At 68.7% G+C, this 25,374-nt stretch carries 20 protein-coding genes; 9 read left to right on the top strand and 11 right to left on the bottom strand.

All coding sequences use genetic code 11. From position 1 onward, the window contains the following. Positions 1-15 precede the first annotated feature (15 nt). Positions 16-945: an ROK family protein gene (locus JQX13_RS06290; protein ID WP_203408156.1), complete on the top strand. Its 930-nt coding sequence runs from the start codon at positions 16-18 to the stop codon at positions 943-945. A gap of 48 nt (positions 946-993) precedes the next feature. After that, a complete protein-coding gene (locus JQX13_RS06285; protein WP_203408155.1) occupies positions 994-2,199 on the top strand; it encodes a BMP family lipoprotein in 1,206 nt (401 codons plus the stop codon). A 57-nt stretch (positions 2,200-2,256) separates the two neighbouring features. Here the strand turns inward: JQX13_RS06285 and JQX13_RS06280 are convergent, their stop codons facing one another. Both JQX13_RS06280 and JQX13_RS06275 read right to left on the bottom strand, forming a co-directional pair. Then, entirely contained in the window at positions 2,257-3,396 is a 1,140-nt protein-coding gene (locus JQX13_RS06280; RefSeq protein ID WP_239014579.1) for an OmpA family protein, read from the bottom strand. Positions 3,397-3,405: 9 nt separating this feature from the next. Then, positions 3,406-3,771, bottom strand: coding sequence for a DUF4398 domain-containing protein (locus tag JQX13_RS06275; RefSeq protein WP_203408154.1), 366 nt, complete (start codon positions 3,769-3,771; stop codon positions 3,406-3,408). 276 nt (positions 3,772-4,047) lie between these two features. Here JQX13_RS06275 and JQX13_RS06270 point away from each other — a divergent pair, with 276 nt between their 5' ends. From JQX13_RS06270 to JQX13_RS06250, 5 genes are all read left to right on the top strand, one after another. Continuing rightward, a complete protein-coding gene (locus JQX13_RS06270; protein WP_203408153.1) occupies positions 4,048-5,286 on the top strand; it encodes an LLM class flavin-dependent oxidoreductase in 1,239 nt (412 codons plus the stop codon). After that, the gene (locus tag JQX13_RS06265) at positions 5,283-6,074 is read left to right on the top strand and encodes an alpha/beta fold hydrolase (RefSeq protein ID WP_203408152.1); all 792 of its coding nucleotides are present in this window, start codon (positions 5,283-5,285) and stop codon (positions 6,072-6,074) included. Before JQX13_RS06270 ends, JQX13_RS06265 begins: the two co-directional genes overlap by 4 nt. A 37-nt stretch (positions 6,075-6,111) precedes the next feature. Next, complete coding sequence (locus JQX13_RS06260; RefSeq protein WP_203408151.1) at positions 6,112-7,452, top strand: cytochrome P450; 1,341 nt, start codon at positions 6,112-6,114, stop codon at positions 7,450-7,452. A 43-nt stretch (positions 7,453-7,495) separates the two neighbouring features. Further along, positions 7,496-7,753 carry a hypothetical protein gene (locus tag JQX13_RS06255; protein WP_203408150.1) on the top strand — a complete coding sequence of 86 codons (258 nt, stop codon included), beginning with the start codon at positions 7,496-7,498 and terminating at the stop codon, positions 7,751-7,753. A 121-nt stretch (positions 7,754-7,874) separates the two neighbouring features. Then, positions 7,875-8,294 (top strand): hypothetical protein, encoded by a 420-nt coding sequence (locus tag JQX13_RS06250; protein WP_203408149.1) that lies wholly within the window; start codon positions 7,875-7,877, stop codon positions 8,292-8,294. 19 nt (positions 8,295-8,313) lie between these two features. Here JQX13_RS06250 and JQX13_RS06245 read toward each other — a convergent pair whose 3' ends face one another. The 4 genes from JQX13_RS06245 to JQX13_RS06230 all read right to left on the bottom strand — a co-directional run bounded on the left by JQX13_RS06245 (position 8,314) and on the right by JQX13_RS06230 (position 10,736). Then, positions 8,314-8,652 carry a TerB family tellurite resistance protein gene (locus tag JQX13_RS06245; protein ID WP_203408148.1) on the bottom strand — a complete coding sequence of 113 codons (339 nt, stop codon included), beginning with the start codon at positions 8,650-8,652 and terminating at the stop codon, positions 8,314-8,316. A 112-nt stretch (positions 8,653-8,764) separates the two neighbouring features. Further along, the gene (locus JQX13_RS06240; RefSeq protein ID WP_203408147.1) at positions 8,765-9,568 is read right to left on the bottom strand and encodes an energy transducer TonB; all 804 of its coding nucleotides are present in this window, start codon (positions 9,566-9,568) and stop codon (positions 8,765-8,767) included. A gap of 16 nt (positions 9,569-9,584) precedes the next feature. Further along, positions 9,585-10,019, bottom strand: a complete 435-nt coding sequence (locus tag JQX13_RS06235; protein WP_203408146.1) for an ExbD/TolR family protein — start codon at positions 10,017-10,019, stop codon at positions 9,585-9,587. Positions 10,020-10,022: 3 nt separating this feature from the next. Beyond that, complete coding sequence (locus tag JQX13_RS06230) at positions 10,023-10,736, bottom strand: MotA/TolQ/ExbB proton channel family protein (RefSeq protein WP_203408145.1); 714 nt, start codon at positions 10,734-10,736, stop codon at positions 10,023-10,025. Positions 10,737-11,162: 426 nt separating this feature from the next. On the opposite strand from JQX13_RS06230, the gene JQX13_RS06225 reads away from it, so the two are divergent. Further along, complete coding sequence (locus JQX13_RS06225; protein WP_203408144.1) at positions 11,163-13,421, top strand: M4 family metallopeptidase; 2,259 nt, start codon at positions 11,163-11,165, stop codon at positions 13,419-13,421. A 285-nt stretch (positions 13,422-13,706) separates the two neighbouring features. Here JQX13_RS06225 and JQX13_RS06220 read toward each other — a convergent pair whose 3' ends face one another. From JQX13_RS06220 to JQX13_RS06200, 5 genes are all read right to left on the bottom strand, one after another. Further along, a complete protein-coding gene (locus tag JQX13_RS06220) occupies positions 13,707-16,628 on the bottom strand; it encodes a DUF4215 domain-containing protein (protein WP_203408143.1) in 2,922 nt (973 codons plus the stop codon). Between the two features lie 8 nt (positions 16,629-16,636). Next, positions 16,637-17,818 (bottom strand): PEGA domain-containing protein, encoded by a 1,182-nt coding sequence (locus JQX13_RS06215; protein ID WP_239014578.1) that lies wholly within the window; start codon positions 17,816-17,818, stop codon positions 16,637-16,639. A gap of 5 nt (positions 17,819-17,823) precedes the next feature. Further along, complete coding sequence (locus JQX13_RS06210; protein ID WP_203408142.1) at positions 17,824-20,832, bottom strand: serine/threonine protein kinase; 3,009 nt, start codon at positions 20,830-20,832, stop codon at positions 17,824-17,826. Positions 20,833-21,068: 236 nt separating this feature from the next. After that, on the bottom strand, positions 21,069-22,730 hold the full coding sequence (locus tag JQX13_RS06205; RefSeq protein WP_203408141.1) for a hypothetical protein: 1,662 nt from the start codon (positions 22,728-22,730) through the stop codon (positions 21,069-21,071). Between the two features lie 54 nt (positions 22,731-22,784). Next, positions 22,785-23,207 carry an SET domain-containing protein-lysine N-methyltransferase gene (locus JQX13_RS06200; protein WP_203408140.1) on the bottom strand — a complete coding sequence of 141 codons (423 nt, stop codon included), beginning with the start codon at positions 23,205-23,207 and terminating at the stop codon, positions 22,785-22,787. 304 nt (positions 23,208-23,511) lie between these two features. Here JQX13_RS06200 and JQX13_RS06195 point away from each other — a divergent pair, with 304 nt between their 5' ends. After that, complete coding sequence (locus JQX13_RS06195; protein ID WP_203408139.1) at positions 23,512-25,308, top strand: M20/M25/M40 family metallo-hydrolase; 1,797 nt, start codon at positions 23,512-23,514, stop codon at positions 25,306-25,308. Positions 25,309-25,374: the final 66 nt, after the last annotated feature.

The following is a 25,374-nucleotide window of genomic DNA, read 5'->3' as shown; positions in this document are numbered from 1 at the left end:
GATTGGAGGATACGGATGCCCACGCTCGGAATCGATCTCGGAGGCACGTTCGCTCGCGCGGCGGTGGTGGATGAGCAGGGGAAGATCGTCGCGTCCGCCAAGATGGCGCTCGGCGAGCGCAGCCCCTCCGCGGTGGTGGAGTCCATCGCCCACGCGGCCAAGGCGGCGGTGGAGTCGGCTGGCACGCCCGTGAAGTTCTGCGGCGTGGGCGCGGCCGGGCAGATCCACGGCGAATCGGGCGTGTTGGCGGTGGCGCCCAACCTCGGCTGGCGCAACGTGCCGCTGGGGGCGTTGCTGCAGACGCGGCTCGGTTACGAGGTCAAGGTGGTGAACGACCTGGCCGCCGCCGCCTGGGGCGAGCTCAACGCCGGTGCGGGACGCGGCAGCCAGGACATGTACACCGTGTTCGTGGGCTCGGGCGTGGGCAGCGCCATCATCGCCGGTGGCCGGCTGGTGCAAGGCTCGGGCGGAGTGGCCGGCGAGCTGGGCCACACCAAGGTGGTGCCCAATGGGCGCCGGTGCGGCTGCGGCGAACTGGGCTGCCTGGAGGCCTATGTGGGCGGCCACAACCTCATCGCGCAGACGCGCGAGCTGCTGGCCACCGGACGCTCGCACGTGCTGATGGAGCTGACGGGCGGGGACCCCGCCCGGGTGACGCCGGTGACGCTGGAGCAGGCGGTGGAGGCGGGCGACGCCGAGGCGCGTGAGGTGTACGAGCGGGCGAGCCTCATGCTGGCCATCGCCGTGGCCAACCAGGTGACGGTGCTCAACCCGGCGCGGCTCATCCTGGGAGGTGGGGTGCTGTCGCACTGCCCGGGTATCCGGCGGCGCGTGATAGAGGGCGTACAGGCGTACGCCTCCACGACCGCTCGCGAGGGGCTGCTCATCACCGACGCCGAGCTGGGTGACGACAGCGGCCTGATCGGCGCGGCGCTCCTGGCCTGACCGGGGCCTGACTTGATGGGGAGGGCGTGCCTCTGCTACAGGCGCGCCATGCCCACTCCTCGTCCCTTCCTGCGACTGTCCCTGTTGTCCGCCCTGGTGCTCGTGTCCGCCTGCAAGAAGCAGGAGGAGACGAAGCCGGAGGCCACCGCCGCGAAGCCCTCGGAGGGTGCCGCCGCTCCGGCCGCCCCGAAGGAAAAGAGCCTGAAGGTGGGCTTGGTGACGGACGTGGGTGGACGGGGTGACCACTCCTTCAACGACTCGGCGCTGCGCGGCCTGGAGCTGTGGGGCGCGGGCAAGAAGATGGAGGGCGGCAGCTACAAGGATGCCTCCCCGGAGGAGCTGAAGGCGACGCTCCAGCAGGACTTGGCCTCGCGCGACATCGCCCCGGTGGGCATCACCCCCGTGGTGCTGCAGAGCAAGGTGCCCGAGGACTACGAGCCCAACCTGCAGCTGCTGGTGGACCAGAACGTGGCCCTGGCCGTGGGCGTGGGCTTCATGCTCGAGAACGCCGTGGAGACGGTGGCCAGGCGCAACCCGGACGCGAAGTTCCTGCTCATCGACAGCCCGATCGTCTCCGCCGACAACAAGCCCTACACCCTGCCCAACGTGCGCACGGTGACGTTCCGCGAGGAGCAGGGCAGCTTCCTGGTGGGCGCGCTGGCCGGCCTGGTCACCCAGGGCGACAAGGTGGGCTTCGTGGGCGGCATGGAGGTGCCCCTCATCAAGAAGTTCGAGGCGGGCTTCCGCGCGGGCGTGGCCGCCACCAACCCCAAGGCCACCGTGCTGGTGAACTACACGGGCAGCTTCGACAACGTGGCCGCTGGCAAGCAGGTGGGCCAGGACCTGGTGAACAAGGGCGCGGATGTCGTCTACCACGCGGCCGGCTCGGACGGCCTGGGCGTCATCCAGGCGGTGAAGGAGGCGCGCGCCGCCGACAAGAACGTGTTCGTCATCGGCGTGGACTCGGATCAGTCGCACCTGGCTCCGGAGGCCGTGCTGACCTCGATGCTCAAGCGCGTGGACCTGGGTGTCTACGAGGCCGTGCGTGACCTGGCCGCGGGCAAGCTGCAGGGGGGGGACGTGGTGCTGGGCCTGAAGGAGGGCGGCGTCACCTACGCCCCCGTGCGCGTGGAGATCCCGAACAAGGCCGAGCTCCTCGAGAAGGTCGAGGAACTGCGCGCGAAGGTCATCGCCGGGGAGATCCAGGTCCCCAGCGATCCGGCGCAGCTCACGGCCGCTCCTGCCCGGCCGTAACGCGCAGGCGGCTCGGCCGTCGGGCCCCGTTGCCTCCGGGAGGCAGCGGGGCCTTTTTCATTCACGGGGCTGGGACTGCTGGGGCTCCTGCTGGCCGGCGCCGCCCACACCGCGCTCGATGACGATCTCCACCCGGCGGTTGTTCGCGCGGCCCTCGGCGGTCCTGTTGGAGGCGACGGGTTGGGACTCGCCCCGTCCGTCGATGCGGATGCGCGAGCTGTCCAGGCCCCGTTCGACGAGGTAGTCCCTCACGGACTCGGCGCGCTGGTAGGAGAGCTCCTCGTTGAGCTCCTCGGTCCCCTGGCTGTCGGTGTGGCCCTCGATGACGAGCGGGTTCTGGGTCTTCTTCAGCGCCTCGGCGACCTCATCCAGCCTCCGCCGGGCCGTGGGCAACAGGTCCACGCTGCCCGAGCGGAAGAGCACGCTTCCGGAGAGCGTGAGCACCAGTCCCCGTTGCTCCTCCTTCACCTGGACCTGCCGGATGGAGCGCAGGTCTTCCGCCACCTGGGCCTGGGCACGAGCCTCGGCCTCCGCCCGGGCGGCGCGCTGCTCGGCCTCGAGCCGTGCCTGGCGCTCCTGCTCGAGCTGGGCATTGAGCTGATCCATCCGCGCCTGGGCCTCGTCGAGCCGGGCCTGACGCTCCTGCTCCTCGCGCCGCGCCTGCTCCAGCCGCTGCTGCTCGGCCTGCTGCCGCGCCGCCTCCTGTTGCTGTCGCGCGAGCTCGGCCTGTCGCTGCTCCGCCTCCTCGCGCAGACGTTGGGCCTCGGCGAGCTCGGCGCGCGCCCTGTCGAGCTCCTGCCGCGTGCGGAGGCTCTCGGAGGCCTGACTCATGGCGAGCTGTTGCTCCGCCTGTTGGCGCTCCTGCTCGGCGACGAGGGTCCGGGCACGTGACTCGGCGATCTGCGACTTGCGCAGCGCCACGTACGCCAGCGTGCGCGTGCGCTCCGAGTCCCGCTCCCGCTCGTAGGCGCGGTTGGCTTCATGGAGAGCCTCGCGCGCCTCGGCGAGCGCGTCCGGGCTGTACTGGGCCGCGGGACCCGAGGAGGCCCGTTGAAAGGCATAGCGCGCATCCAAGAGCTCGCGCGGCGGGGTGCTCGCGCAGCCCACCAGCGTGGCGGCACCGAGCAGCCCCCAAGTCAGACGCTTCCATCCCCGCATGACCTTCTCCTCCGGCATCGCGTCCGCGACGCGCCTCATGTGTGGTGGCTACTGCACCGTGTCCTGTTGGAGCTGCTGCACCTGCTGGAGCAATCGATCGGCCTCGGCACGGGCCGGGGCCTCGCGCGCCAGGGCCAGGGCCAGCTCCGCGTCCGCCTCGGCGCGCTTCAGGAAGAGCGCGGCCTCGTCCCGCCGGTTGCTCTCGAGCAACCTGCGCGCCTCGTTCGTCTGCTCCCGGGCCCACTGCAGGTGCTGCGCCGCGTCCGGGATGGACTCGGCTCCGGCCGCCTCCGCCTGACGGATGCTGACCTGTGAGTCCACCAGTTGTTCGGTGGGTACCGTCCTCTGCACTCCGACTCCGGCGCAGCCGGCCACTCCCAGCAGCAGCCCCGCGCCCACGATTGCCGTTCGCATCGCTCGTCGCTCCCCCGGATGGGGAACGATCGGGTCTCGGACCCGCCGTCCCCCATGTAGCCCGTCAACGACTCCGAGATGTGCACTGGGCTACAGGGCTACAAGCACGGGCCTCCGAGCGCCTGTTTGCCCAGCGTGCGTACGGGCATCATGTCGGAAAAGGTGTTCTTCCCCTTCCTCTGGCAAGTGTTGACCTGATAACAGTGACATGGAAGTCTTCCAGCGCCACCAGCGAACCCTTCCTGGAGGCACCGCTCTGACCAAGGAGATTGGCCCGTGAAGGTCTCGATGTTCCACCTGTGTCCCTACAGGGACCTGCCCGCGGATTTCGAGAAGCGCTACCAGTCCTCGGTGGTGGATCCGCCCTTCTTCGAGGTGGCGAACCCGGAGCAGGCCGGGCGCACGTACAACGAGACGCTCGATGAGCTGATCCACGCCGCGAAGGCGGGCCTCGACGGCATCTGCGTGAACGAGCATCACCAGGCCGCCTATGGCTTCATGGCCAGCCCCAACCTGATGGCGAGCGCGCTGGCCCGCGCCACCCGGGACCTGGAGGTGGCGATCGTCGTGCTCGGGGCGACGATGGTGAACTCGAGCCCCCCCATCCGCGTCGCGGAGGAGTACGCGATGTTGGATTGCATCAGTGGGGGCCGCCTGGTGGCGGGCCTGCCGCTGGGCAGCTCGGCGGACTCCAACCTCTGTTACGGGATTACGCCCATCGAGCAGCGCGAGATGTTCCGGGAGGCGCATGAGCTGCTGCGCAAGGCCTGGTCCTCGCGCGAGAGCTTCGCCTGGAATGGCAAGTACACGCAGCTGCCCCTGGTGAACCTCTGGCCGCGGCCCATCCAGCAGCCCCCGCCCATCTGGGTGCCGGGAGCGGGCAGCCTGAGCACGTGGGAGTTCGTGGCCCGCAACAACTACAGCTACTCGTACCTCAGCTACTTCGGGCACCAGTTCGCCAGGTCGGTGATGGATGGGTTCTGGGAGTTCGTCGACCGCAACGGGTTGGAGCCCAACCCGTACCGCGCCGGCTTCCTCCAGCTGGTCGTCGTCTCCGAGACGGATGCCCAGGCCGCGGAGGACTACGAGAAGCACCTGCGCTACTTCTACGACAAGTGCCTCCACTTCCCGCCCCACTGGTACGCCGCGCCGGGCTACATGGACCACCCGTCGCTGGTGCGCGCCGTGCGCTCCCAGGGGGCCATCACGCAGAAGCCGTGGAAGGACTGGAAGTTCAAGGACTTCGTCGACAACCAGTTCGTCATCGGCGGAAGCCCGGCGTCCGTGAGGCAGCAGCTGGAGGAGGCCGCCAAGAGCCTGCGCGTGGGCAATCTCATGGTGCTCCTGCAGATCGGCTCCATGCCGCATGAGCTGACGCTCAAGAACATCGATCTCTTCGCCCGGGAGGTGCTCCCCCACGTGCGCGACCTCTGGGATGACCAGTGGGAGAACCACTGGTGGCCGGAGAAGCTGCGTGGCAAGCGCAACGCGGGGCAGAAGGAGGTGTCGCGATGATGCCCAAGGATGTCGCCCTGACGCTCTGGCGCGGTCAGGTGGAGACGCGTGTGAAGGTCGCGGGCAAGGGCCCGCCCCTGGTCTACTTCCACGGCGCCTCCGGCCCGAAGTGGGACGGCTGGCTGAGCCGCCTCGCCGATCGCTACACGGTGTACGCGCCGGAGCACCCCGGCACCTCGGCGGGCCTGCCCAATGCCATCCACGCCATCGACTCCCTCTGGGAGCTCGTCCTCTTCTACGACGAGCTGTTCGACGCGCTGGGCCTGGAGCGGCCCTTCGTCATGGGCCACTCCTTCGGTGGCATGGTGGCCGCGGAGATCGCCGCCACCCGGCCGGATCGGGTGGGCAAGCTCGTGCTCGTCAGCCCCGTGGGCCTGTGGCGCGATGACGCTCCCCTGCTCAACTGGATGATCGTCTCCCCCGAGCAGGTGTTCCAGGCGAGCTTCCACGATCCTCGTGGCGAGAAGGCGCGGCAGTTCTCCGCCTTCCCCGCGGACCCGGAGCAGATGAAGGAGGCCATCGTCCAGGCCACCTGGAGCCTCGCCTGCACCGGCAAGTTCACCTGGCCCATCCCGGACAAGGGACTCAAGCGCCGGATGCACCGCATCAAGGCCCCCACGCTCATCGTCTGGGGTCAGAGCGATCGCATCGTGCCGGTGGTGTACGCGGAGGAGTTCCGCCAGCGCATCGCCCAGGCCCAGGTGCGCCTCTTCGAGCGCTCCGGGCACCTGCCTCACATCGAGGAGGAGGAAGGCGTCACGGCGGCCATCGAGGAGTTCCTCCGCTAGCCTTGCCCCTGGCCGGCGCGGCCCCCAAGCTGGGTGCATGAGCACCTCGCGCGCCCAGCTTCCCCCCGGTCCCCGTCCCCTGCCCGTGCTCGGGTCCGTGCTCGACTACGCGAAGGAGCCGCTCGCCTTCATCGAGCGATGCGCTCGCGGGTACGGGGACGTGGTGTACGTCAACTTCCTGAGTGGGCCCACGTATGTGCTCCAGCATCCGGAGCACATCGAGCACGTCCTCGTCACCCGTCACCGGCACTACGTCAAGGACAAGCTCCAGCAACGGATTCTGGGAGGCCGCCTGCTGGGCAAGGGACTGCTCACCAACGAGGGCGACTCCTGGCTGCGCCAGCGTCGGCTCATGCAGCCCGCCTTCCATCGCCAGCGCCTCGCGGCCTACGGGCAGGTGATGGTCGGGCATGCCCGGCGCCAGCTCGCGTCCTGGCGGGACGGCGAGGTCCACGACGTCTACGCGGACATGATGCGGCTCACGCTCGGCATCGTCATCAAGAGCTTGTTCGACCTGGAGGCGGAGGGAGAGGCGGGGGCCGTGGGCCCGGCGCTCGCCCGGGTGATGGAGCACTTCGCCCGGCTGCAGTCCGTGGTGTTCCCGGATTGGCTGCCCACGCCGGAGAACCTGGGCTACCGGGAGGCGGTGGAGCGGCTGAACGTGTTCGTCTCCCACCTCATCCAGCGGCGGCGCGAGGCGGGCGGTGACGCGGGAGACCTGTTGTCGCTGCTGCTCCACGTCCAGGACGAGGAGGGGGGCCGGATGAGCGACCAGCAGATCCGCGACGAGGTGCTGACGCTGGCGCTCGCGGGCCACGAGACCACGTCCATCACCCTGGCCTTCTGCTTCCACCTGCTGGCCCGGAACCCGGAGGCCGAGGCCGCGCTGCACCGGGAGCTGGACTCGGTCCTGGGAGGGCGGGAGCCCACGGTGGAGGACCTGCCCGCGCTGCCCTTCACCGAGTGCGTGGTGAAGGAGTCCCTGCGGCTCTATCCCCCCGCCTGGTCCCTCAGTCGCGAGGCCTTGGAGGAGGACGAGGTGGGCGGTTGGCGCATCCCCGCGGGGGCGGTGGTGGTGATGAACCCATGGACGGTGCACAGGGACGCGCGCTTCTTCGAGGAGCCCGAGGCCTTCCGTCCCCAGCGGTGGGCGGGCGGGCTGGAGCAGCGCCTGCCACGCTTCGCGTGGTTCCCGTTCGGCGGAGGCCCTCGGCTGTGCATCGGCTCGGGCTTCGCGATGATGGAGGCGCGGCTGGTGCTGGCCACGCTGGCCCAGCGGTTCCGCTTCGAGCGGGTACCCGGCGACGCGGTGGAGTTGCTGCCGTCCATCACCCTGCGCCCGAAGCACGGGGTGAAGGTGCGGCTGCGCGCGCGGTAGCCTCCGCGAGCGGGTCGAGAGGGGAACTGGCTGTAATGGCCGCGTGGGGACCTGTCTCTACGTCCTGGAGCGCACCGAGGGCGGGTTCAAGGGCCGCTCCAACCGCGGCAGCCCGTTGGAGGAGCAGCTCCAGGTGGCCTTCCCGGCGCCCCTGCTGAAGCGGCCGCTCGGCGAGAAGGCGGCCCTGATGACGCTGATGCTGGCCAATGTGGCGAACGTGAGCTCGCCCACGCTCGGGCTGGTCCGCTTCACCCGGCCGCGCCCCGTGCTGCTCGCGCCCGTGAAGAGCCGCCGCCCCTGAGCGCGAACGCTCTCCAGGCGACCATTCCTCGGGTCCCCCGCCCGCGCGGTCACGAAAGCCGGGTGGGTGGGCCATCCGCCGTTGTTACGATGCGCGGGTTCCGACATCGGACAGGGAGAACATGGTCGATTTCCGCAACTTCATCGGGCGTGGCACGGCGGCGGGCACGAAGCTGAACATCCTCGCGCAGGTCATCTTCTTCGTGAACGTGGGCAGCGGCGAGTTCATCGACCTGGGCGCCACCCAGGCCGCCTTCAAGGGGAAGATCGACACGGTCTTCTACAAGGGCGAGCTCTCGCTCACGCTGAAGTTGCTCGAGGATGGCAAGGCGGAGATCAGTCTCAATGGCTCCAGGTCGTCGCAGGCCACGTACACGGCCAACGGCAACAAGCTGACCATCGAGGCGAAGATCGGCTCGCGCTCGCAGGTCATCACCTTCGAGCAGGGCGGCAAGGGCAACGTGGAGACGTACCTGGGCGTGACGGGGACGCAGAGCATCAACGTGCACCTGGCGCCCGGCGCGAAGCCGGCGGTGGCCTGAGTCACGCGTCCGCCGCGGATCAGTCCTGCGGCGTCACGCCCAGCTTCGCGCTGATGCGCTCGAGCATGGCCTTCTCTCCCTCGGCGAGCTTGCCGTCGGAGACGCACATGGCGCGCGCGGCCTCCAGCACCTCGTCCGGACGGGTGCGCAGCACCTCGAGATCCGGCTCGGGCATCGTCCCGCCCGCCTTGAAGCGGTCCATCAAGGCGTGCAGCTCTGTCTCGGGCACGCTCCAGCTGCGGCCCAGACCGAGGACGACCATGCGCTCGGCGGTGGTGATCTCCCGGTCCACCCATGCGACCTGGAGCAGCAGCTTGATGACCTCGATGTTGAAACGATCCTCGGCGGAGAGCGTCATCCGTCTTCCTCGGCGGTAGGTGCGGGGACTCTACACCGGAGGCGGAAGGGGCGAGGGAGTGGGGGGGGAGTGGGCGTCCAGGTGTGGACGCCTCACTCCAGGTACGAGGCGCTCAGTCCAGGAGGAAGGTGTACGAGTACTTCATCTCCGTGGACACGGCCTCGCCATTCTTGATGGCGGGCTTGAAGCGGAAGCGCAGCAGGGCGGTGCGCGCGGCCTCGTCGCAGCCGTAGCCGATGCCCTTGATGACGACGGCCTTCACCACGCGGCCCTCGTTGTCGACGGTGATGGAGAGCGTCACCGTGCCCTCGACGCCCGCGCGCCGGGCCTCGTCGGGATAGGGAATCTTCACCTCCGAGGCCACGGTGGGCTGGGTGTCCACCTGGTACACCGGCACGTACCTGGGCGCCGAGTAGGCCTTCACGTCCTTGGGATCCGCGGCCTTGTCGCCCGTCTTTCCATAGACGGTGTTGCCCACCGGGGCGGCGAAGCCACCCGCGCTCGTGGTGGAGGACATGGAGATGCCCACCACCAGCGGCACCGGCTTGGAGGGCTGCTCGGGCGGAGGCGCGTCATTGGGCGGCGGGGGCGCCGCGTCCGGCGGAGGCGGGGGCGGCGGCTTCTCGGCCTGGGCCACCTTCACCGGAGGCGGCTTGGGCGCGGCCTTGGGTTTGGGTGGCGGCGGCTTGGGCTCCTCCTGGGGCGGCGGAGGCGGGGGAGGAGGCGGCTTCTGAACCTCCACCATCACCAGCTCCACGGGGCGCTGCACCACGGGCGAGGGACGCTCCGCCATGCGCGACAGCAGCACGAAGCCCACGCCGTGCACCGCGAGGGACACGAGCAGGAAGAGGAGCACCGCCAGCGACGAGCGGTCGCGGCGGACGGACAGCGGGGAGTCGAGCGCGGCCTGGCTCATGGCCCTGGGACTCCCTTCAGGGCGCCGCGGGTGCAGCCGCGGGCGCCACGTCCTTCTCGATGTTGAGCGCGAATTTGGCGATGCCCTCGCCCTTCACCACGTCGATGAGCCGCATCACCCGCCCGTACGGCAGGCTCTGGTCCGCGCTGATGATGGCGCGCGTGTCCTTGTCCTTCGCCAGCGACTCGACCACCTTGCGCCGCAGCTCGTCCTCGCTCACCTCCGCTCCGTCGAAGAAGAGCTTGCCCTGCTTGTCGAGCACCACGTTGACGAGCCCCTGGACCGTCTCGCCTCCATTGGCGGCGCGGGGCAGGTCCACCTCCACCGTCTCGCGGACGATGAAGTTGGCCGTCACCATGAAGATGATGAGGAGCACCAGCACCACGTCCACCAGCGGGGTGACGTTGATGCCCGTGATCTCGTCGTCGTTGTCCTGCGCGCCGCCGGCCATGAGCTAACGCGCCTCCCCGGACGCCACGGCGCGCGGAGCGCTCCCGGCACGCTCGGCGCGCAGGCTGCCCACCAGCGCATGACCCAGCGCGTTGGTGCGCGAGGTGAGCGTCTTGAGCTGACGGTTGAAGACGTTGAAGGCCACCACCGCGGGGATGGCCACCGCGAGGCCCACGGCCGTGGCCACGAGCGCCTCGGAGATGCCCGCCATCACCGTCTGCTGGATGGCGGCGCCCTTGGCACCCATGTTCCCCAGGTCGTGGAAGGCCTTGATGATGCCGAGCACCGTGCCGAACAGGCCGATGAAGGGCGCGTTGTTGCCCAGCGTGCCCAGGAACGACAGGTAGCGCTCGTACTGGGGACGCTCGCGCGCCACCGTGGAGGCGATGACCTGCTCCACCGTGTCCGCGCCCTGGTCCACGGAGGCGAGGGCCTCGCGCAGCACGGCGGCCTCCATTCCCTTGTGGTTGCCCACGGCGGTGCGCACCGCCTCGAGCTCACCCCGGGCCAGCCGCAGGGCCAGTTCCTCGGAGTTCGGCAGCCGGTGCGTGGCGAAGTACACGGCCCGCTCCAGCATCAGCGCGATGGAGAGAACGGAGAGGATGACGAGCACCCAGAGCACCCACTCGGCACTGGTGAGCGTCACGCCGAGCAGCTTGCGGCTGAGCCAGCCAACCTGCTCATTGCCCATCTGGGCCAGGAGGACGAAGGACATCATGGAGACCTGCGATGAGGTGAAGGGGTGTGCCCCGGAGTAACGCTGACGCGACGCTTCCATTCTTCCGCATCGCCTTGAAAGTCAAATGAACCCGCCAGCCGCTCCCTCGCTTCCCTGCCTGCCCCTCCTCTCGGGATTTCTGTACGGGACGCAGGGTGGCCCGTGACCCACCACCCGGGAGGTGTCCGAAATCAGGACAGATGGCGGGAACGCCAAACAATCCGTAGTTTCGCGCCCTTGGCGAGGTGTTTGTCAAATGTTGATACTTGTTTCTTGAGAAAGATGGAGCGTTGGTGCTCCAATTAGTTACTCAGGAAAGCGCGTATCAGAGGGGAAGACATTTTTATCTGAACGGCATGCATCCTGCTGAAAGCAAGCCCCGGCTGCGGTGACATCTTCGTCACCGGCCAGCAGGAGGTACCCCCTTTGGTACGTAATCGGATTCTGGCTGCGCTCCTCGCGCTCCCCCTGGCGGCGTGCGGTGTGGAGGGCTCGGACAAGTCTCCGCCGGAGAGCACCGGCGATGTTGGCACCCTTTCCTCGGCCGACGTGAAGGCCGCCTTGAGCGTCATCCCCGGTGCCGAGGTGCTCGGCAGGCACTCGGACGGGGTGATTCCCTTCTTCGTGCGCGGTGACTTCGGCTCCGCGGGCGAGTCGCTTCGGGGTCTCGCGGCCGGAGACGCGAGCGCCCGGGTGGGTGACGCGCTCACCCGCATCGCCCCCATCTTCCGTCTGGATGTGGCGGATCTGGTGGCCTGGCGCACCACGGTGGACGAGCGGGGCCACACCCACATCCGCTATGCCCAGATGAAGAACGGGCTGCCGGTGGTGGGCCACGAGCTCATCGTGCACGTGGACGAGAGCGGCCGCGTCTACGCCGTCAACGGCACCGCCCGCGACGGTGAGAACGTTCCGGCCACCGCGCGCATCGACCGGGATGCCGCCACCACGGCCGCCCTGCGCAACACGAAGGGCACGGGCCTCGCCGCCCGGAGCGCGCGGCTCGTCTACTACCGTCCCGAGGTCGGCGGCCTCCAGCTGGCCTACGAGGTGGAGGTGACGGGCGAGGGCCCGACGCTGCCCGTGCGTGACCACGTCTTCGTGAGCGCGCGCGATGGCTCCCTCCTCGGCCGTGCCTCGGAGATCCACACGGCGCTCAACCGCAAGGTGTACTCGGCCAACAACGGCACGAGTACGCCGGGAACCCTCAAGCGCGGCGAGGGCCAGGCCGCCACGGGCGACGCCCACGTCGACACCAACTACGACAAGCTCGGCGACACCTACAACTGCTACAAGAACCTCTTCGGCCGCGACTCCATCGACAACGCGGGCGGCACGCTCATCAGTACGGTCCACTACAGCCGCAACTACGTGAACGCCTACTGGGACGGCACCCAGATGGTGTACGGCGATGGGGACGGCGTGAACTCCATCGAGCTGGGCAAGGACCTGGACGTGACCGTGCACGAGCTCACCCACGCGGTGACCGAGCACGAGTCCAACCTCATCTACTCGGGCCAGTCCGGCGGCCTCAACGAGTCCATGTCCGACATCTTCGCCGGCGTGTGCGAGAGCTACTTCACCGGCACCTGGGCCACGACCCCGGACATCTTCATGATCGGCGAGGACATCTGGACGCCGGCCACGCCCAACGACGCGCTCCGTTACATGGACGACCCGGCCAAGGACGGTGACTCGCTCGACTGGTTCCCGGACTACTCCTCGGGCGTGGACGTGCACTACAGCTCGGGTATCAGCAACCTGGCCTTCGCGCTCATGTCGAAGGGTGGCACGCACCCGCGCGGCAAGAGCACCACGGTGGTGCCGACGCTGGGCGTGGAGACGGCGGGCCGCATCTTCTACAAGGCCAACACGGACTACTTCACGGCGTCCACCACGTTCGCCCAGGCCAAGACGTACACCGAGCAGGCCGCGACGGCGCTCGGCTACGACACGGCCACCGTGGAGGGCGTGACGGCGGCCTGGACGGCCGTGGGGGTGGGCGCCACCACGCCTCCGCCGCCGACCTGCACGACGCCCGTCGCGCTCACCAACGGCACGGCGGTGACCGGCATCTCCGTGGCCTCCGGCGCGTGGAGCTGCACCTATACGCTGGCCGTGCCCGCGGGCTCCTCCAACCTGAAGTTCGACCTGAGCGGTGGCTCGGGTGACGGCGACATGTACGTGAAGTTCGGCGCCGAGCCGACCAGCTCCTCGTACGACTGCCGTCCGTACAAGAGCGGCAACACGGAGAGCTGCTCCTTCGCCACGCCGAGCGCCGGTACCTGGTATGTGAAGATCTACGGCTACTCGGCCGCCTCGAGCATGAGCCTGAAGGGCGCGTACACCACGGGCTCCGACGGAGGGGGCAACGTGCTGACCAGCGGCGTGGAGTCGGCCCAGTACTCGGGCGCCAAGAGCTCGTGGACCTGCTTCACGCTGAGCGTGCCGAGCGGGAAGACGTCGGTGGTCTTCAACCAGACGGGCAAGACGGGCACCTCGGGCGACGCGGACCTGTACGTGCGCTTCGGCGCGCAGCCCACCACCAGCAGCTACAACTGCCGTCCGTACAAGAGCGGCAACACGGAGAGCTGCACCATCAGCAATCCGAGCGCCGGCACCTGGTACGCCTGCTCGTACGGCTACAGCGCGTACACCAACGTGACGATGAAGGGCACCTACTGAAGCCCTCGCGCTGAAGCGCTGAAGTCCTGACGCCCGGGTGCCCCAAGGCCCCGGGCGTCTTCTTTTCGGGTGTGCCCGAGCCGGGCCCTGTGTTCGTTCGCGAGCCCCACCGGCCTTCCGGCCGCGTTCTTCGCGAACGTGTCCGACTGTCGGACAAGTCGGAGCCACTCGTGGCCGGAAGGTGTCCTCGCGGTGGGGGCGGGGAGTCGCCGGTGCCGTCGAGCGCTGGAAACGCGGCCGCCGGCCACGTCCTGGCGCCGGCGGCTCCACTGATGGACGACGGACCTACGGCGTTCCGCAGGTGCCGTCGGGCATGCACACCAGGCTGGGGTCGCAGTCCTGGTCTCTCGTGCACCCGGTGCCCGCCGGGCAGTCGTAGCCGCCGCCACCGGACAGCCCGTTGACCTTGAAGGAGGCGCTCCCGTTGACGTTCTCGGTCATGGCGCGGTTGCCGTACGCGCCCTCCAATTGGTGCTCGACGGTCACGGTGTTTCCGCTTGCCGTCGCGGAGATATCGAAGGGAACGGTCACCTTCGTATTGATGGCTTCCGCGACGTAGTTGGCGATCTGGCTCGACGAATCGGAGTTCGCGTAGGGGATCGCGATATTGCTCCCGCCGACTCCACCTCCGAACCTGTCGAACTCGAAGGTGACCGTGGTGCTGTTGATGCCATCGATGATGGTGAACCTGTCGCCATCATTGAGGCTCGTGCCCCCAACGGTGGTGATGGTGCCGGTGGCCCTCTCGAGCTGGTTCTGCGTGCACGAGGCATTGCAGGTGCCGCAGGTATTGGAGTTGCCGTCGTCGCACACCTCGGAGTTGGTGACGAGCCCGTCACCGCAGTAGGGGCCGTTGAGGTTGAGGGGGGCCGAGCAGGTCGCGTCGCACCGGGTGCAGCTCAAGGTGCCGTAGGGGCATGAGGTCTCGGTGATGGTGTTGCCGTCGTCGCAGACCTCGCTCTCGTCCTTCGTGCCGTCCCCGCAGTGGGGGCCGGTGAGGTTGAGGACGGCGGAGCAGGTCGCGTTGCAGCGGGTGCAGCTCGCCTCGCCGTAGGGGCAGGACGTCTCGGTGGTGGTATTGCCGTCGTCGCAGGTCTCGCTCGCGTCCTTCGTGCCGTCACCACAGTAGCGGCCCGTGAGCGCGATGGTTTCCGTGCACGTCGCGTTGCACAGGGTGCAGGTCTGCTGGCCATAGGGACACTCGGTGTTGGTGATCTTGTCGCCGTCGTCACAGACCTCGCTCGGGTCGTTCTTGATGCCATCACCGCAGTGGGGGCCGGTGAGGTTGAGGACGGTGGAGCAGGTCGCGTTGCACCGGGTGCAGTTCTCCTGGCCGTAGGGGCAGCTGGTCTCGGTGACCTTGTTGCCGTCGTCGCACGCCTCGCTGGGGTCGTTCTTCGCGCCGTCGCCGCAATAGCGGCCCGTGAGGTTGAGGGTGGCCGAGCAGGTCTCGTTACACAGGGTGCAGGTCTCGTCGCCGTACCTGCACTCCGTCTCGGTGACCTTGTTGCCGTCGTCGCACGCCTCGCTGGGGTCGTTCTTCGCGCCGTCGCCGCAGTAGCGGCCCGTGAGGTTGAGCACCGTCGAGCAGGCCGCGTCACACGCCGAGCAGCTCGCGTTGCCGTACGAGCACTCGGTCTCGGTGGTGGTGTTGCCGTCGTCGCACCGCTCGCTCGGGTCGTTCCTCGAGCCGTCGCCGCAGTAGCGGCCCGTGAGGTCGAGGACGGCGGAGCAGGTCGCGTTGCAGTAGGTGCAGGTGCGGGTGTTGTACGCGCACTCGGACTCGGTGGTGGTGTTGCCGTCGTCGCAGGCCTCGGTGCGCGTCGGACCGGAGACGTTGACCCTGCCATCGCCGCAGATGTTGGGCTGGCACGAGCCGAGGCAGTCGTCGTCGTTGCTGGTGTTGCCGTCGTCGCACCGCTCGCCGGCCGCCGTGTTGAGGGTGTTGTCACCACACAGGGGCGGCGTGCAGTCGTTGTCGCAGTAGGGCGAGTTCGGGCCATCGTCGCACTGCTCGCCAGCCGCCGTGTTGAGGTACTTGTCGCCGCAGGCGGCCGGTTTGCAGTTGGCGTTGCACGTCGGCGTATTGCCGCCCGTGTCGCACACCTCGCCGAGAGTGCCGTTGACGTGGCTGTCGCCGCAGAAGGGGATGGTGCAGTCGTTGTCGCAGTTGGGGCTGTCCGCGGTGGTACCGTTGTCGCACTGCTCCCCGGCCCTGGAGTTCACGATGCCATCGCCGCACTGGCGCAGCGTGCAGTTGGCGTTGCAGTTGGGCGACTCGCCCCTGTCGTCGCACTGCTCCCCCGCGGTGTGGTTGACGATGCCGTCACCGCAGATGCGCAGCGTGCAGTTGGCGTTGCAGTTGGGCGACTCGCCCCCGTCGTCGCACTGCTCGTCGGAGTCGCGCACGCCGTTGCCACAGCCCTCGCCCGACTTGCAGTCGGCGCTGCAGCCGTCGCCGCTCACGTTGTTGCCGTCGTCGCAGAACTCGCCGACCGAGATGTCCTTGACGCCGTTGCCGCACGTCTCGTTGGACTTGCAGTCGGAGCTGCAGCCATCGGTGTTCACGTTGTTGCCGTCGTCGCAGACCTCGCCCTTGGCGATGTCCACGTAGCCGTTGCCGCAGCTCTCCTGGGAGCGGCAGTCGGCGCTGCAGCCGTCACCGCTGTCGGTGTTGCCGTCGTCGCACTTCTCGTTCTTGGCGGTGTCCACGTAGCCGTTGCCGCACGTCTCGATGGACAGACAGTCGGCGCTGCAGCCGTCACCCGAGCGGGTGTTGTAGTCGTCGCAGACCTCGCCCACGGCCCGGTCCACGATGCCGTTGCCGCACAGCTCGCTGGACTTGCAGTCGGCGCTGCAGCCGTCCTTGCCGCGGGTGTTGCCGTCGTCGCAGACCTCCTCCCGCGCCGTGTCGACGATCTGGTTGCCGCAGATCTCCGTCGACGTACAGGTGCGGCTACAGCCGTCGCCGTCGACGATGTTGCCGTCGTCGCAGGCCTCGCCCTCCTGGATGATGCCGTCGCCACAGTCCGTCTTGATGCACACGTCCTGTTTGGCGGCGCACTTCTGGCCGGTGGGGCAGAAGAGCCCGGAGGGGCACTCGACGCTCGTGGGCTCGAAGCAGGAGGGGAGGAAGGGGAGGACCAGCAGCGCCAGCGCGATCGTGGCGATACGGCCGGTCATGGGAGGAGGCTGCTCACGTCTCATGGGAGACCTCAGAAACGGAACGTCGTCAGGAGACCGCCCGTGCCGCCGCCGATCAGGGGGGTGACACCCACGACCTCCACCTTCTTCTGGGTGGGATCGATGCGATGGGGCTGGGGTTGATTGAGGTAGACGAGCACCACGCCGGTGATGAGCGCGGCCCCGCCGACGGCATACCCACCGATGGCCAGGGTCTGGTAGGTGTTGGCGCGGGTTCGGTTGGCGTCGAGGCTCGGCGTCAGGAAGCAGCCACCACACTCCGTGACCCCGGCATCGAGGGCGCGGATGTTGTCGCGGGCCTGCAGGTGGAGCCAGCTGCTTCCCCCGCCCACGGCCATGCCCGCACCGGCCACCAGCCAGGGCATCCACGCGGGCCACTTCCTCCGGTACTCGATGAGGTCCTCGGAGGTGAACATCTTCAGCTCGAGGGTCGTCGTCTCACCGGGCAGCAGCGTGCGGCTCTGGTCGGTGGGGAGGAAGCCCTCCTTCGAGGCGACGATGCTGTGCGCGCCGGGGCGTACCAGCCCCGTGTAGCGTCCGGGGGCCACGAACAGCGTCTGGCCGTCCATCGTCACGGTGGCGCCGGGCGTGTCACAGGAGATGTCCACCCGGGCGAGCTGCCGCTCCATGAGCGTCTTGTAGTTGCGGGCGTACTCGAACTTCTCGTTCTCGAGGGGCGCCGGGCCGTAGCGCAGCGCCGCCACCAGGTGCTCGTGGACCTCGATGGGTTGATCGAGGTTCATCAGCGCCAGCGCCAGGTTGTAGTGGATGGCCGGGTGATCCCATGCCGCGAGCGCCTGGCGGTACTTCTCGGCGGCCTGGACGAAGACGGACTCCTTGAGCAGCGTGTTGCCCGCCTGGAAGAGCGCCATCGCGGTGTCCTGCTGCTGCTTGGACACGCCGTTGGCCCAGGGCCGCTCCCCGACCGGCTCGAGCGAGGTGTTCGGCTGCTGTGGAGAGGTGGGCTGTGACGCCAGGACGGGGGCATCCGGGGTCGTGCCCGCATGGGCGGACTCGGCGGCGGGCGAGTCGGGCCGGGCGCGGCCCCGCTGTTTGGAGCCGGTTTGCTTCCTGGCGGACTTCTGCGCGCCGGCCTGCTGCCGGGGGCGGGGCCGCTGGGCCTCCGCGGGCACCGCCCACAGCGCCAGGAGCGCCGCCGACATGGTGAGAGCGACCTTGGACGTGTTCATCATCCTTCTCACTTCAGGACCTCGATGACCGGACTGCCGAGCTGGGACTGCAGGCGCTGGACGCGCTCCTGCTCGCGGCGCAGCAACGTGGCGAGGCTCTCCGCCGCCCGGATGGCTTCTTCCTTGGCCTCGCGTGCCTCCCTCGCGCTCCTCTCGGCGCGTCTCCTGGCGCCCTTGGCACGCAGCTGCGCTTCCTGGGCCCGCTCGAGCGCGGACAGCAGCTCGTCGTTCTTGCGCAGCAGCTCCTCGTTGGTGAGCTCCACCTGCGCGTTGGCGGCCTCCGCCTCCTGTTGCGCCTTCTGACGCTCCAACTCCTTGGCCTGCACCTCGGCCAGACGCTGCTTCGCCTCCATCTCCGCGGTGCGCGCCACGACCTCCGCCTTCAAGGCCACCTCCGCCTGGCGCTCGGCCTCCTGCTGCGCGTTGCGGATGACCACCAGCGCCACCGCCGCCGCGATGACCAGCAGGCCCAGGAAGGTCGTGGCGCCGATGAGCAGCGCCCGCCTCAGCCTCTTGCCCTTCTTCGCCTGCGAGAAGACCGCCTCGAGGTAGTCCTGGTGGAGCCGGGGCAGCTCCCCGCGGAAGCGGCGCTGGAAGCGCTGCGCTTCCTCCACCATCTCTCCGCGCCACAGCAGGTTGTCGTCGAAGTTCTTGGCCTGCCACTGCCGGGCCGCGTTGCGCAGCTGCTCCAGGAAGCCCGCGTCCTCCTGTCCCTCGTCCAGCCAGCGCCGCAGCGTGGGCCAGCTGTGCAGCAGCGACTCGTGCACGATCTCCACCGTGGCGCCCGTGGCGCCGCCTCCCGTCTGCACGACGAGCAGGCGCGCCTGGACGAGGTGGTCGATGAGCCGCTGCATCTCCCCCGAGTCCTTCGTCAGCTCGCGCAGCTCGTCCAGGGAGACGATGGCGCGCGTGCGATCCGGGGTGACGAGGCGCAGGAAGAGCGCGCGCACCAGCGTGCGCTCCGTGTTGGACATGCTCGCGAGCACGTTGTCGGCGTGGCTGGCGAGCGCGCCCGCGATGCCCCCAATCGACTGGTAGGCGCTCTCGGTGAGCAGCTTGCGCTTCGTGTCCCGGGACTCCCAGAGCTGCGTGGCGGCGAACTGCAGCAGCGGCAGGGCGCCCTGGGTGGCGTCCAGGTGCTCCAGCATGTTGTCCACCATCGCTGGAGTCTCGAACTGGTAGCCGGCCATCTCCGCCGGCTGCACCAGCGCGTCGCGCAGGCCCTCGCGGCTGGGCGAGGTGAGGAAGTAGAGCCCCTGGCTCAGCTCGGCCATGAAGCGCTCGTCCTCGGGCACCCGGTCCAGGAAGTCCGAGCGGATGGAGAGGATGACGCGGATGGGGGAGGTGGCGTCGTCCGCGATGCCCGACAGGCACGCGGTGAAGGCCAGGCGCTCCCGGGCGTCCGGCACCAGCGTGTAGAGCTCCTCGAACTGGTCGATGAAGAGCAATATCTTCCGCCGCTCGCGCCGGGCGCGGCTGCGCAGCACGCTGCCCACGTAGCCGGGCTCGGCGTGCAGGCGCTCGACGAGCTTCTGCTGCTCCTGGATGTCCTCCTCGACGGTGGTGGAGGAGCTCATCAGCGGCGCGATGATGTTCGCCAGGGCCGTCAGCGGGCTGCGCCCGGGGCGGATGACGAGCGACTCCCAGGCCGTTCCGGAGCGCTTGAGGACGGGCACGAGGCCCGCGCGCACGAACGAGGACTTTCCCGTACCCGATGGGCCCACGACGGCCAGCAGTGGCCGGTCGCTGATGCGGTTCACCAGGGCGGCGATCTCCCGGGTGCGGCCGAAGAAGCGGTCCGCGTCCGCTTCCTGGAAGGAGCTGAGGCCCGCGTAGGGACTCTCGTCGATGCGCAGCTCGCGGCTGTAGCGGCCGGGCAGGAAGGGCTCCAGGGCGCGCAGCAACGACTGCGCGTCCGGGAAGCGCTCGTCCTTGGGTTTGAGCAGGCAGCGGTCGATGACGGCGGCAAGGTCCGGCGGGGCGTCCGGTACCACGCTCTGCAGGCGCGGCATCGGCTCGTCCATCATCGCCGTGACCATGAGCTGCGGGCCGCGCAGCGGGTCCAACGGGTGCTTGCCGGCGATCATCCGGAACAACATGATGCCCACGGCCCAGATGTCGGCCCGGTGGTCGATGGGGACGCCGATGCCCCACTGCTCCGGGGCCATGTACGCCATCGTTCCCATGATGGCGCCGCGGCGGGTGAGGTTGGAGATGTCCTCGCCGAGCTCCTCGACGGAGGGCAGGTGGGGCTTGCCGTGGGCCTGGGTGAGGAGCCCTTCGTTGGGCTCGTCGCCCTGGAGCACCTTGGCGATGCCGAAGTCGAGCACCTTGATGCCGCCCGAGTCCGTCACGACGATGTTCTCGGGCTTGAGGTCGCGGTGGACGATGCCCTGCTCGTGGGCGCACGCCAGCGCGCGCACCACCGGCACCATCAGCTCCACGGCCCGCGCGGGCGGCAGGCGCTGTTTGCCCATCACCTTCGTGAGCGGTTGGCCCTGGAGGAACTCGAGCACCATGAACGGGCCGGCGTGCGACTCGCCCACCTCGTAGATGATGACGATGTTCTCGTGGCTGCAGCGCGCGGTGGTCCGCGCCTCGAGGATGAATCGTTTGGTGAGGTCCGCGTCCTGGGTGTGCAGGAACTTGATGGCCACGCGCCGGCCGAGCCGGGTGTCACGGGCGAGGAAGACGGTCCCCATGCCACCACTGCCGAGCTCGCGGATGAGCTCGTAGTGCTGGATGCGCGTGCCGGGCCTGAGCGCGTTGCCCTGCTGCTCCCCTTCGCCCGTGATGCCAGAGCCCGAAATGCCGGAGCCGGAGATTCCGGAGCCGGAGATGCCCGAGCCCGAGGGGCCATCCCAGGTATTGGGTTGCGAGCGCTCGTCTCGGGGGGGCGAAGTGGAGGAGAAGAGCGACTCCACGTCCGCGGCCTGCGTGCGCTCGTCCAGATCCGGGTCCACCACCACGGAGGCGGCGGGGGTCCAGCTCACGGAACCTGCTTCGTTCTTCTTCATGTCCGGCGGCGTCCCCTACGAAGCACTCACGCTCGAAGGGGAGCTTCGGGAGGACTCCACGAGATGGTCCGGATTCCGGAGCTTCCTGTGTCGTCCCCTTTATTCCCCGCGAGTGTGCGTAATCATACACCGGGAATGAAACTCGGATAGTCCGTGCCCCTACTAAGTTTCTGGTTCCTCGGAAAACGAGGTCTCCCGCCAGGAGAGCGGCCAGACAGGCAAGAGCGGGATGGAGCTCAGCGGCTGGTGAAGACGAGGAGGCGGTTGTTGTTGGTGTCCGGCACCACCACGTGAGGCCACGCCAGGAGGAGGCCACCCGGCTGGTGGAGGCCGCGGTCGCTCGGGGCGGACTCCGTCGCGGAGGTGAAGTCCGGCTGTCCGAGGACGAGGTCCGCTTCCGCCCCGTTCGTGGTGGGGAACTGGTTCCACCCCAGCACCCGGTGGTTCTGGCTGTCGGCCACGAAGAGCTGCAGCCCGGTGGAGGCGACGTAGGAGGGGATTCTCAGTCCGGACGCGGTGGTGGCCGTGCCGCGGGAGGTGAAGTCCGGCTGCCCGAGGACGAGGTCCGCGCCCTGCCCGTTCGAGGTGGGGAACTGGTTCCAGATGAGCACGCGGCTGTTCGCGCCATCCACCACGACGAGGCGCGTTCCATCCGTCCACACGCCCATGGGGTTCCAGAGGGTGGAGGCGGAGGGGGCGCCGTCACTCACGCCGTCCCCCGTCGTGTCATTGGAGGCGCAGGTGTCGAACGAGCGCTGTCCGAGGACGAGGTCCGCCGGGGCTCCGTTCGTGGTGGGAATCGTGTTCCACACGAGGACGCGGTTGTGGGCGCTGTCGGCCACGAGCACCTTGCCGTGGCCGATGAACGCGCCCTCGGGGAGGTGGAACGAGCTCGCGTCACACGGGCCGGGTTCGGTGTCGTTCTCGTCGAAGCCGGGTTGGCCGAGCACCCGCGTGGCCGGAGCCTCGCTGCTCGTGGGGAGCGCCGGGTAGAGGAGGACGCGGTTGTTGAGATAGTCCACCACGGCCAGGCGGGTCCCATCACTGGCGAGGCCCTCGGGTCTCTCGAGTCCGCTCTGCCCGAATCCCGGCGTGCTGCCCGTGAAATCCGCCTGCCCGAGCACGAAGGTCGCGGAGGCGTCGTGGGCCGCGGGCACTCCGTCGAAGCCGAGGACGCGGTGGGAGCTCTGGTCCGAGACGTAGAGCCGTCCGCCCGCGAGCACCGGGTTGCCCCAGGGCCCATTCAGGGTGTTCGCACCCGCGGTGGCGTTTCCCTGGTCCGGAACGCCGCTGGTGAAGTCCTTCTGGCCGATGACCACGCTGGCGGCCTGATGGTTGTCCAGCACGTACCAGTGGACGCACCGGACCGAGAGGTCCTCCACGTTGCCCGCCACCGTCCCGCTCCCGTTCGACACGGAGCAGCGCTGGTTCGCGGGCTGCGAGGCCACGCCCACCGTGTACGTGCCGCCCCGGGGCAGCTTCGTCGCGAAGGTGTAGCGGCCATTCGTGGTGACCCGGAGCGTCTCGCCGCCGAGGCTCAGCTCGAGCGTCCCGTCCAGGCCCTCCACCGTGCCGCCGAGCGAGTACGTCCTCGCCGCGCAGCGCACCTGGACCGAGCCCACGTCCGCGCCGGCCACCTTCCCCGTTCCCCCCTCGACGGTGCAGTCCTGCTCGGGAGGCGCGGTGGCCACCGTCACCGCGTAGTCCTCCCCATCCTCGACACGGGTCTCGAACGAGAACGGTCCGTCCGCCTCCCGGGTGAGGTCTTCCTGCCCGTTGAGCTGGAGGGTGATACCGCCGGAGAGCCCGCTGATCGTTCCTCCGACGCGGAACTCCTTCCCACCGCACGAGGCCACCAGCGTGGCCACACCCACGAGACCGAGACGTCCGATGCGCATGCACCGTTTTATGTCACGTGCCTCGACGCAGCGACAAGCAAGCGGGCTTCCGGCTCAGGGCATGTCCTGGCCGCGCGTCTTCCACCAGTTCTCGCCGTAGCTGATGCACAGCTGCTCGCCCGGCTCGATGTCACGCAGCGCGTAGAAGGTGAAGACGTCCTTGGGCGCCTCCCCCCGCTGGTAGCCCCGGTAGTACGACACGTTGGGCTCCTGCGCGTGGTTGTAGATCATCCCGAAGCCCATCACGATCGCCACCCACTCGCCGCCCCGGTCCTCTTCGTGCGGGCCCCACTCGATGTTGAACACGTAGTCCGTGACGATCGAGCTGCGCACCGAGCGGAAGGGCACCTTGAGGTAGTGGCACTCCTCGATGACAGCGCCCTCGGGGATGGCCTGGTCCGTGAAGACGCCGTAACCCCACTCGCACGGACGTACCTTCAGCCCGGGATGAACGAAGAGCGGCTCACCTGCCTGCATCCTTGAAACCTTGTCGCGGTGCCGGGGAAGGGGAAGTCCTCCGCGCGGACCGGCCCGTGACCGCCTTGCTACCACGAATGCCCCCGCCCCTGGGGTGCATGCTCCCGGTGGGCTTCGAGGGCGACAGCGCTCGGCGGGGCTCCAAGGAGGTATCGTTTGTAGTTCTACAATTTATGTTATTTCCTAACCTCCCTCGTCGGCGATAAGTTCTCGTGTTGGTGGATAAGACCGCCTTTCGCGCGAACCGGAGCTATCGGGTTCGGGCAAGCCCCCACGAAGAAGCACCAGTGCCGAGGAGAATCCCATGGGTACGAGGAAGTTCGGGCCGATCGCCGTGTGGCTCGTGTGTTCCACCCCCGCGTTCGCGGAGGCCCCCCAGCAGGACAAGGACGTGTGGATCACCATCGGGACGGACGCGCTGCCCACGGTACGTGCTTCGTTCAAGGCGCAGGGCGTGGCGCTGTCGGCCTCGCTGCGCGAGAAGGGGGGCGTGGCGGCGCTGCGCATCCGCGAGTCGCAGATCGACAAGCTCGCGGGCGTGATGCACGACAAGCTCCACCGGTGCGCGGGCTTCGTCGCCCATGACTCGGAGGAGAAGGCCCTGGCGGAGGTGGAGAGCGCCAGCGCGCCGCCGCAGGCCCTGGCGGCGGCGATCAGCTACAACATCAACAACGGTCCGTCGGTGAACGCGATGATGGCGGGGGTGCAGGAAATCAACATCCGCAACACCATCAACTCGCTGTCGACGAACTGGACGTCGCGCCGTTACAACCTGCAGTCGGGTATCGACGCGGCCACGTGGCTGAAGGACCAGTGGACCACCATCGCCAACGGGCGGACCGACGTCACGGTGGCGTTCCACGCGCACCCCAGCAGCGTCTCTCCGCAGCCGTCCGTCATCGCCACCATCAAGGGCACCACGTTGCCCGACGAGGTGGTGGTGATTGGAGGCCACCTGGACTCCATCAACACCAACGGCTCCTCCTACGCCGCGCCGGGCGCGGATGACGATGCCTCGGGCGTGGCCTCGCTCACCGAGGCCTTCCGGGTGGCCATGGCCAGTGGCTACAAGCCGGCGCGTACGGTGAAGTTCATGGCCTATGCCGCCGAGGAGATCGGCCTGAAGGGCTCGGCGGACATCGCCAACCAGCACAAGAGCAGCATGGCGAACGTGGTGGGCGTGTTGCAGCTGGACATGACCAACTACAAGGGCTCCACCTACGATTTCGGCATGGTGACGGACAACACCAACGAGTCGCTGACCTCCTTCACCACCAGCCTCATCACCACGTACCTGCCGGGGATGACGTACACCCGCTTCACGTGCGGCTACGGCTGCTCGGACCACGCCTCGTGGAACAGCGCGGGCTACCCGGCCGTGATGCCCTTCGAGGGGACGCTGAGCTCGGACAATCCGAACATCCACACCTCGAGCGACACCCTGTCGGTGACGTCCGGCAACGCGAACAACTCGGTGAAGTTCGCGAAGCTGGCCGCGGCCTTCCTGGGCGAGGTGGCCAAGGGCGCGACGACGGGCAACACCCCGCCGCCGACGGGTGGGGGCTCGGATGGTGGGGGTGGGGGGGGCACCATCAACACCGCCACCTATGACGCGACGCTGAAGGCGCCCAAGTGCGCGGCCGCGGGGGCGGGTTGCGACTCGGGCACGCTGCTCAATGGCCGCGGTGGCGTGGGCCCCGAGACGAACAAGCCCAACACCATCAACGGCACGTGCACGGATGGGACCTCGGGCTCCTACCACTCGGACGAGTCGAACGACCGCCTCAAGGTGACCACGACGGACGGGACGAACCTGGCCGCCGGCAAGCAGGTGAAGGTGGAGGCCACGGTGTGGGCCTACTCCACCACGGCGGACACGCTGGACCTCTACTACTCGGCGAGCGCCAGCAACCCGTCGTGGAAGCTCATCGGCTCGTACAAGCCGGGCAGCAAGGGTGCGACGACGATCTCCGCCACGTACACGTTGCCCACGGGGAGCCTGCAGGCCATCCGCGCGAACTTCCGCTACAACGGCTCCGCGTCCACGTGCAGCACGGGCTCGTACGATGACCGCGACGACCTGATCTTCACGGTGCAGTGAGCGAAGACCCCCCCTCTCCCTTCGGGAGAGGGACGGGGTGAGGGTACCCGTCACCCCGGGTTGAAT

The sequence above is a fragment of the Archangium violaceum genome (assembly GCF_016859125.1).
Lineage (GTDB): Bacteria > Myxococcota > Myxococcia > Myxococcales > Myxococcaceae > Archangium > Archangium violaceum_A.
The sequence above is the reverse complement of the archived record's forward strand: the minus strand, read 5'-3'. Positions and strand labels throughout refer to the sequence as shown.

Coding starts and splice junctions, on each gene's coding strand:
- JQX13_RS06290 (WP_203408156.1), top strand. CDS start 16: ATGCCCACGCTCGGAATCGATCTCGGAGGCACGTTCGCTCGCGCGGCG.
- JQX13_RS06285 (WP_203408155.1), top strand. CDS start 994: ATGCCCACTCCTCGTCCCTTCCTGCGACTGTCCCTGTTGTCCGCCCTG.
- JQX13_RS06280 (WP_239014579.1), bottom strand. CDS start 3,396: ATGAGGCGCGTCGCGGACGCGATGCCGGAGGAGAAGGTCATGCGGGGA.
- JQX13_RS06275 (WP_203408154.1), bottom strand. CDS start 3,771: ATGCGAACGGCAATCGTGGGCGCGGGGCTGCTGCTGGGAGTGGCCGGC.
- JQX13_RS06265 (WP_203408152.1), top strand. CDS start 5,283: ATGATGCCCAAGGATGTCGCCCTGACGCTCTGGCGCGGTCAGGTGGAG.
- JQX13_RS06260 (WP_203408151.1), top strand. CDS start 6,112: ATGAGCACCTCGCGCGCCCAGCTTCCCCCCGGTCCCCGTCCCCTGCCC.
- JQX13_RS06250 (WP_203408149.1), top strand. CDS start 7,875: ATGGTCGATTTCCGCAACTTCATCGGGCGTGGCACGGCGGCGGGCACG.
- JQX13_RS06245 (WP_203408148.1), bottom strand. CDS start 8,652: ATGACGCTCTCCGCCGAGGATCGTTTCAACATCGAGGTCATCAAGCTG.
- JQX13_RS06240 (WP_203408147.1), bottom strand. CDS start 9,568: ATGAGCCAGGCCGCGCTCGACTCCCCGCTGTCCGTCCGCCGCGACCGC.
- JQX13_RS06235 (WP_203408146.1), bottom strand. CDS start 10,019: ATGGCCGGCGGCGCGCAGGACAACGACGACGAGATCACGGGCATCAAC.
- JQX13_RS06230 (WP_203408145.1), bottom strand. CDS start 10,736: ATGATGTCCTTCGTCCTCCTGGCCCAGATGGGCAATGAGCAGGTTGGC.
- JQX13_RS06220 (WP_203408143.1), bottom strand. CDS start 16,628: ATGAGACGTGAGCAGCCTCCTCCCATGACCGGCCGTATCGCCACGATC.
- JQX13_RS06215 (WP_239014578.1), bottom strand. CDS start 17,818: ATGATGAACACGTCCAAGGTCGCTCTCACCATGTCGGCGGCGCTCCTG.
- JQX13_RS06210 (WP_203408142.1), bottom strand. CDS start 20,832: ATGAAGAAGAACGAAGCAGGTTCCGTGAGCTGGACCCCCGCCGCCTCC.
- JQX13_RS06205 (WP_203408141.1), bottom strand. CDS start 22,730: ATGCGCATCGGACGTCTCGGTCTCGTGGGTGTGGCCACGCTGGTGGCC.
- JQX13_RS06200 (WP_203408140.1), bottom strand. CDS start 23,207: ATGCAGGCAGGTGAGCCGCTCTTCGTTCATCCCGGGCTGAAGGTACGT.
- JQX13_RS06195 (WP_203408139.1), top strand. CDS start 23,512: ATGGGTACGAGGAAGTTCGGGCCGATCGCCGTGTGGCTCGTGTGTTCC.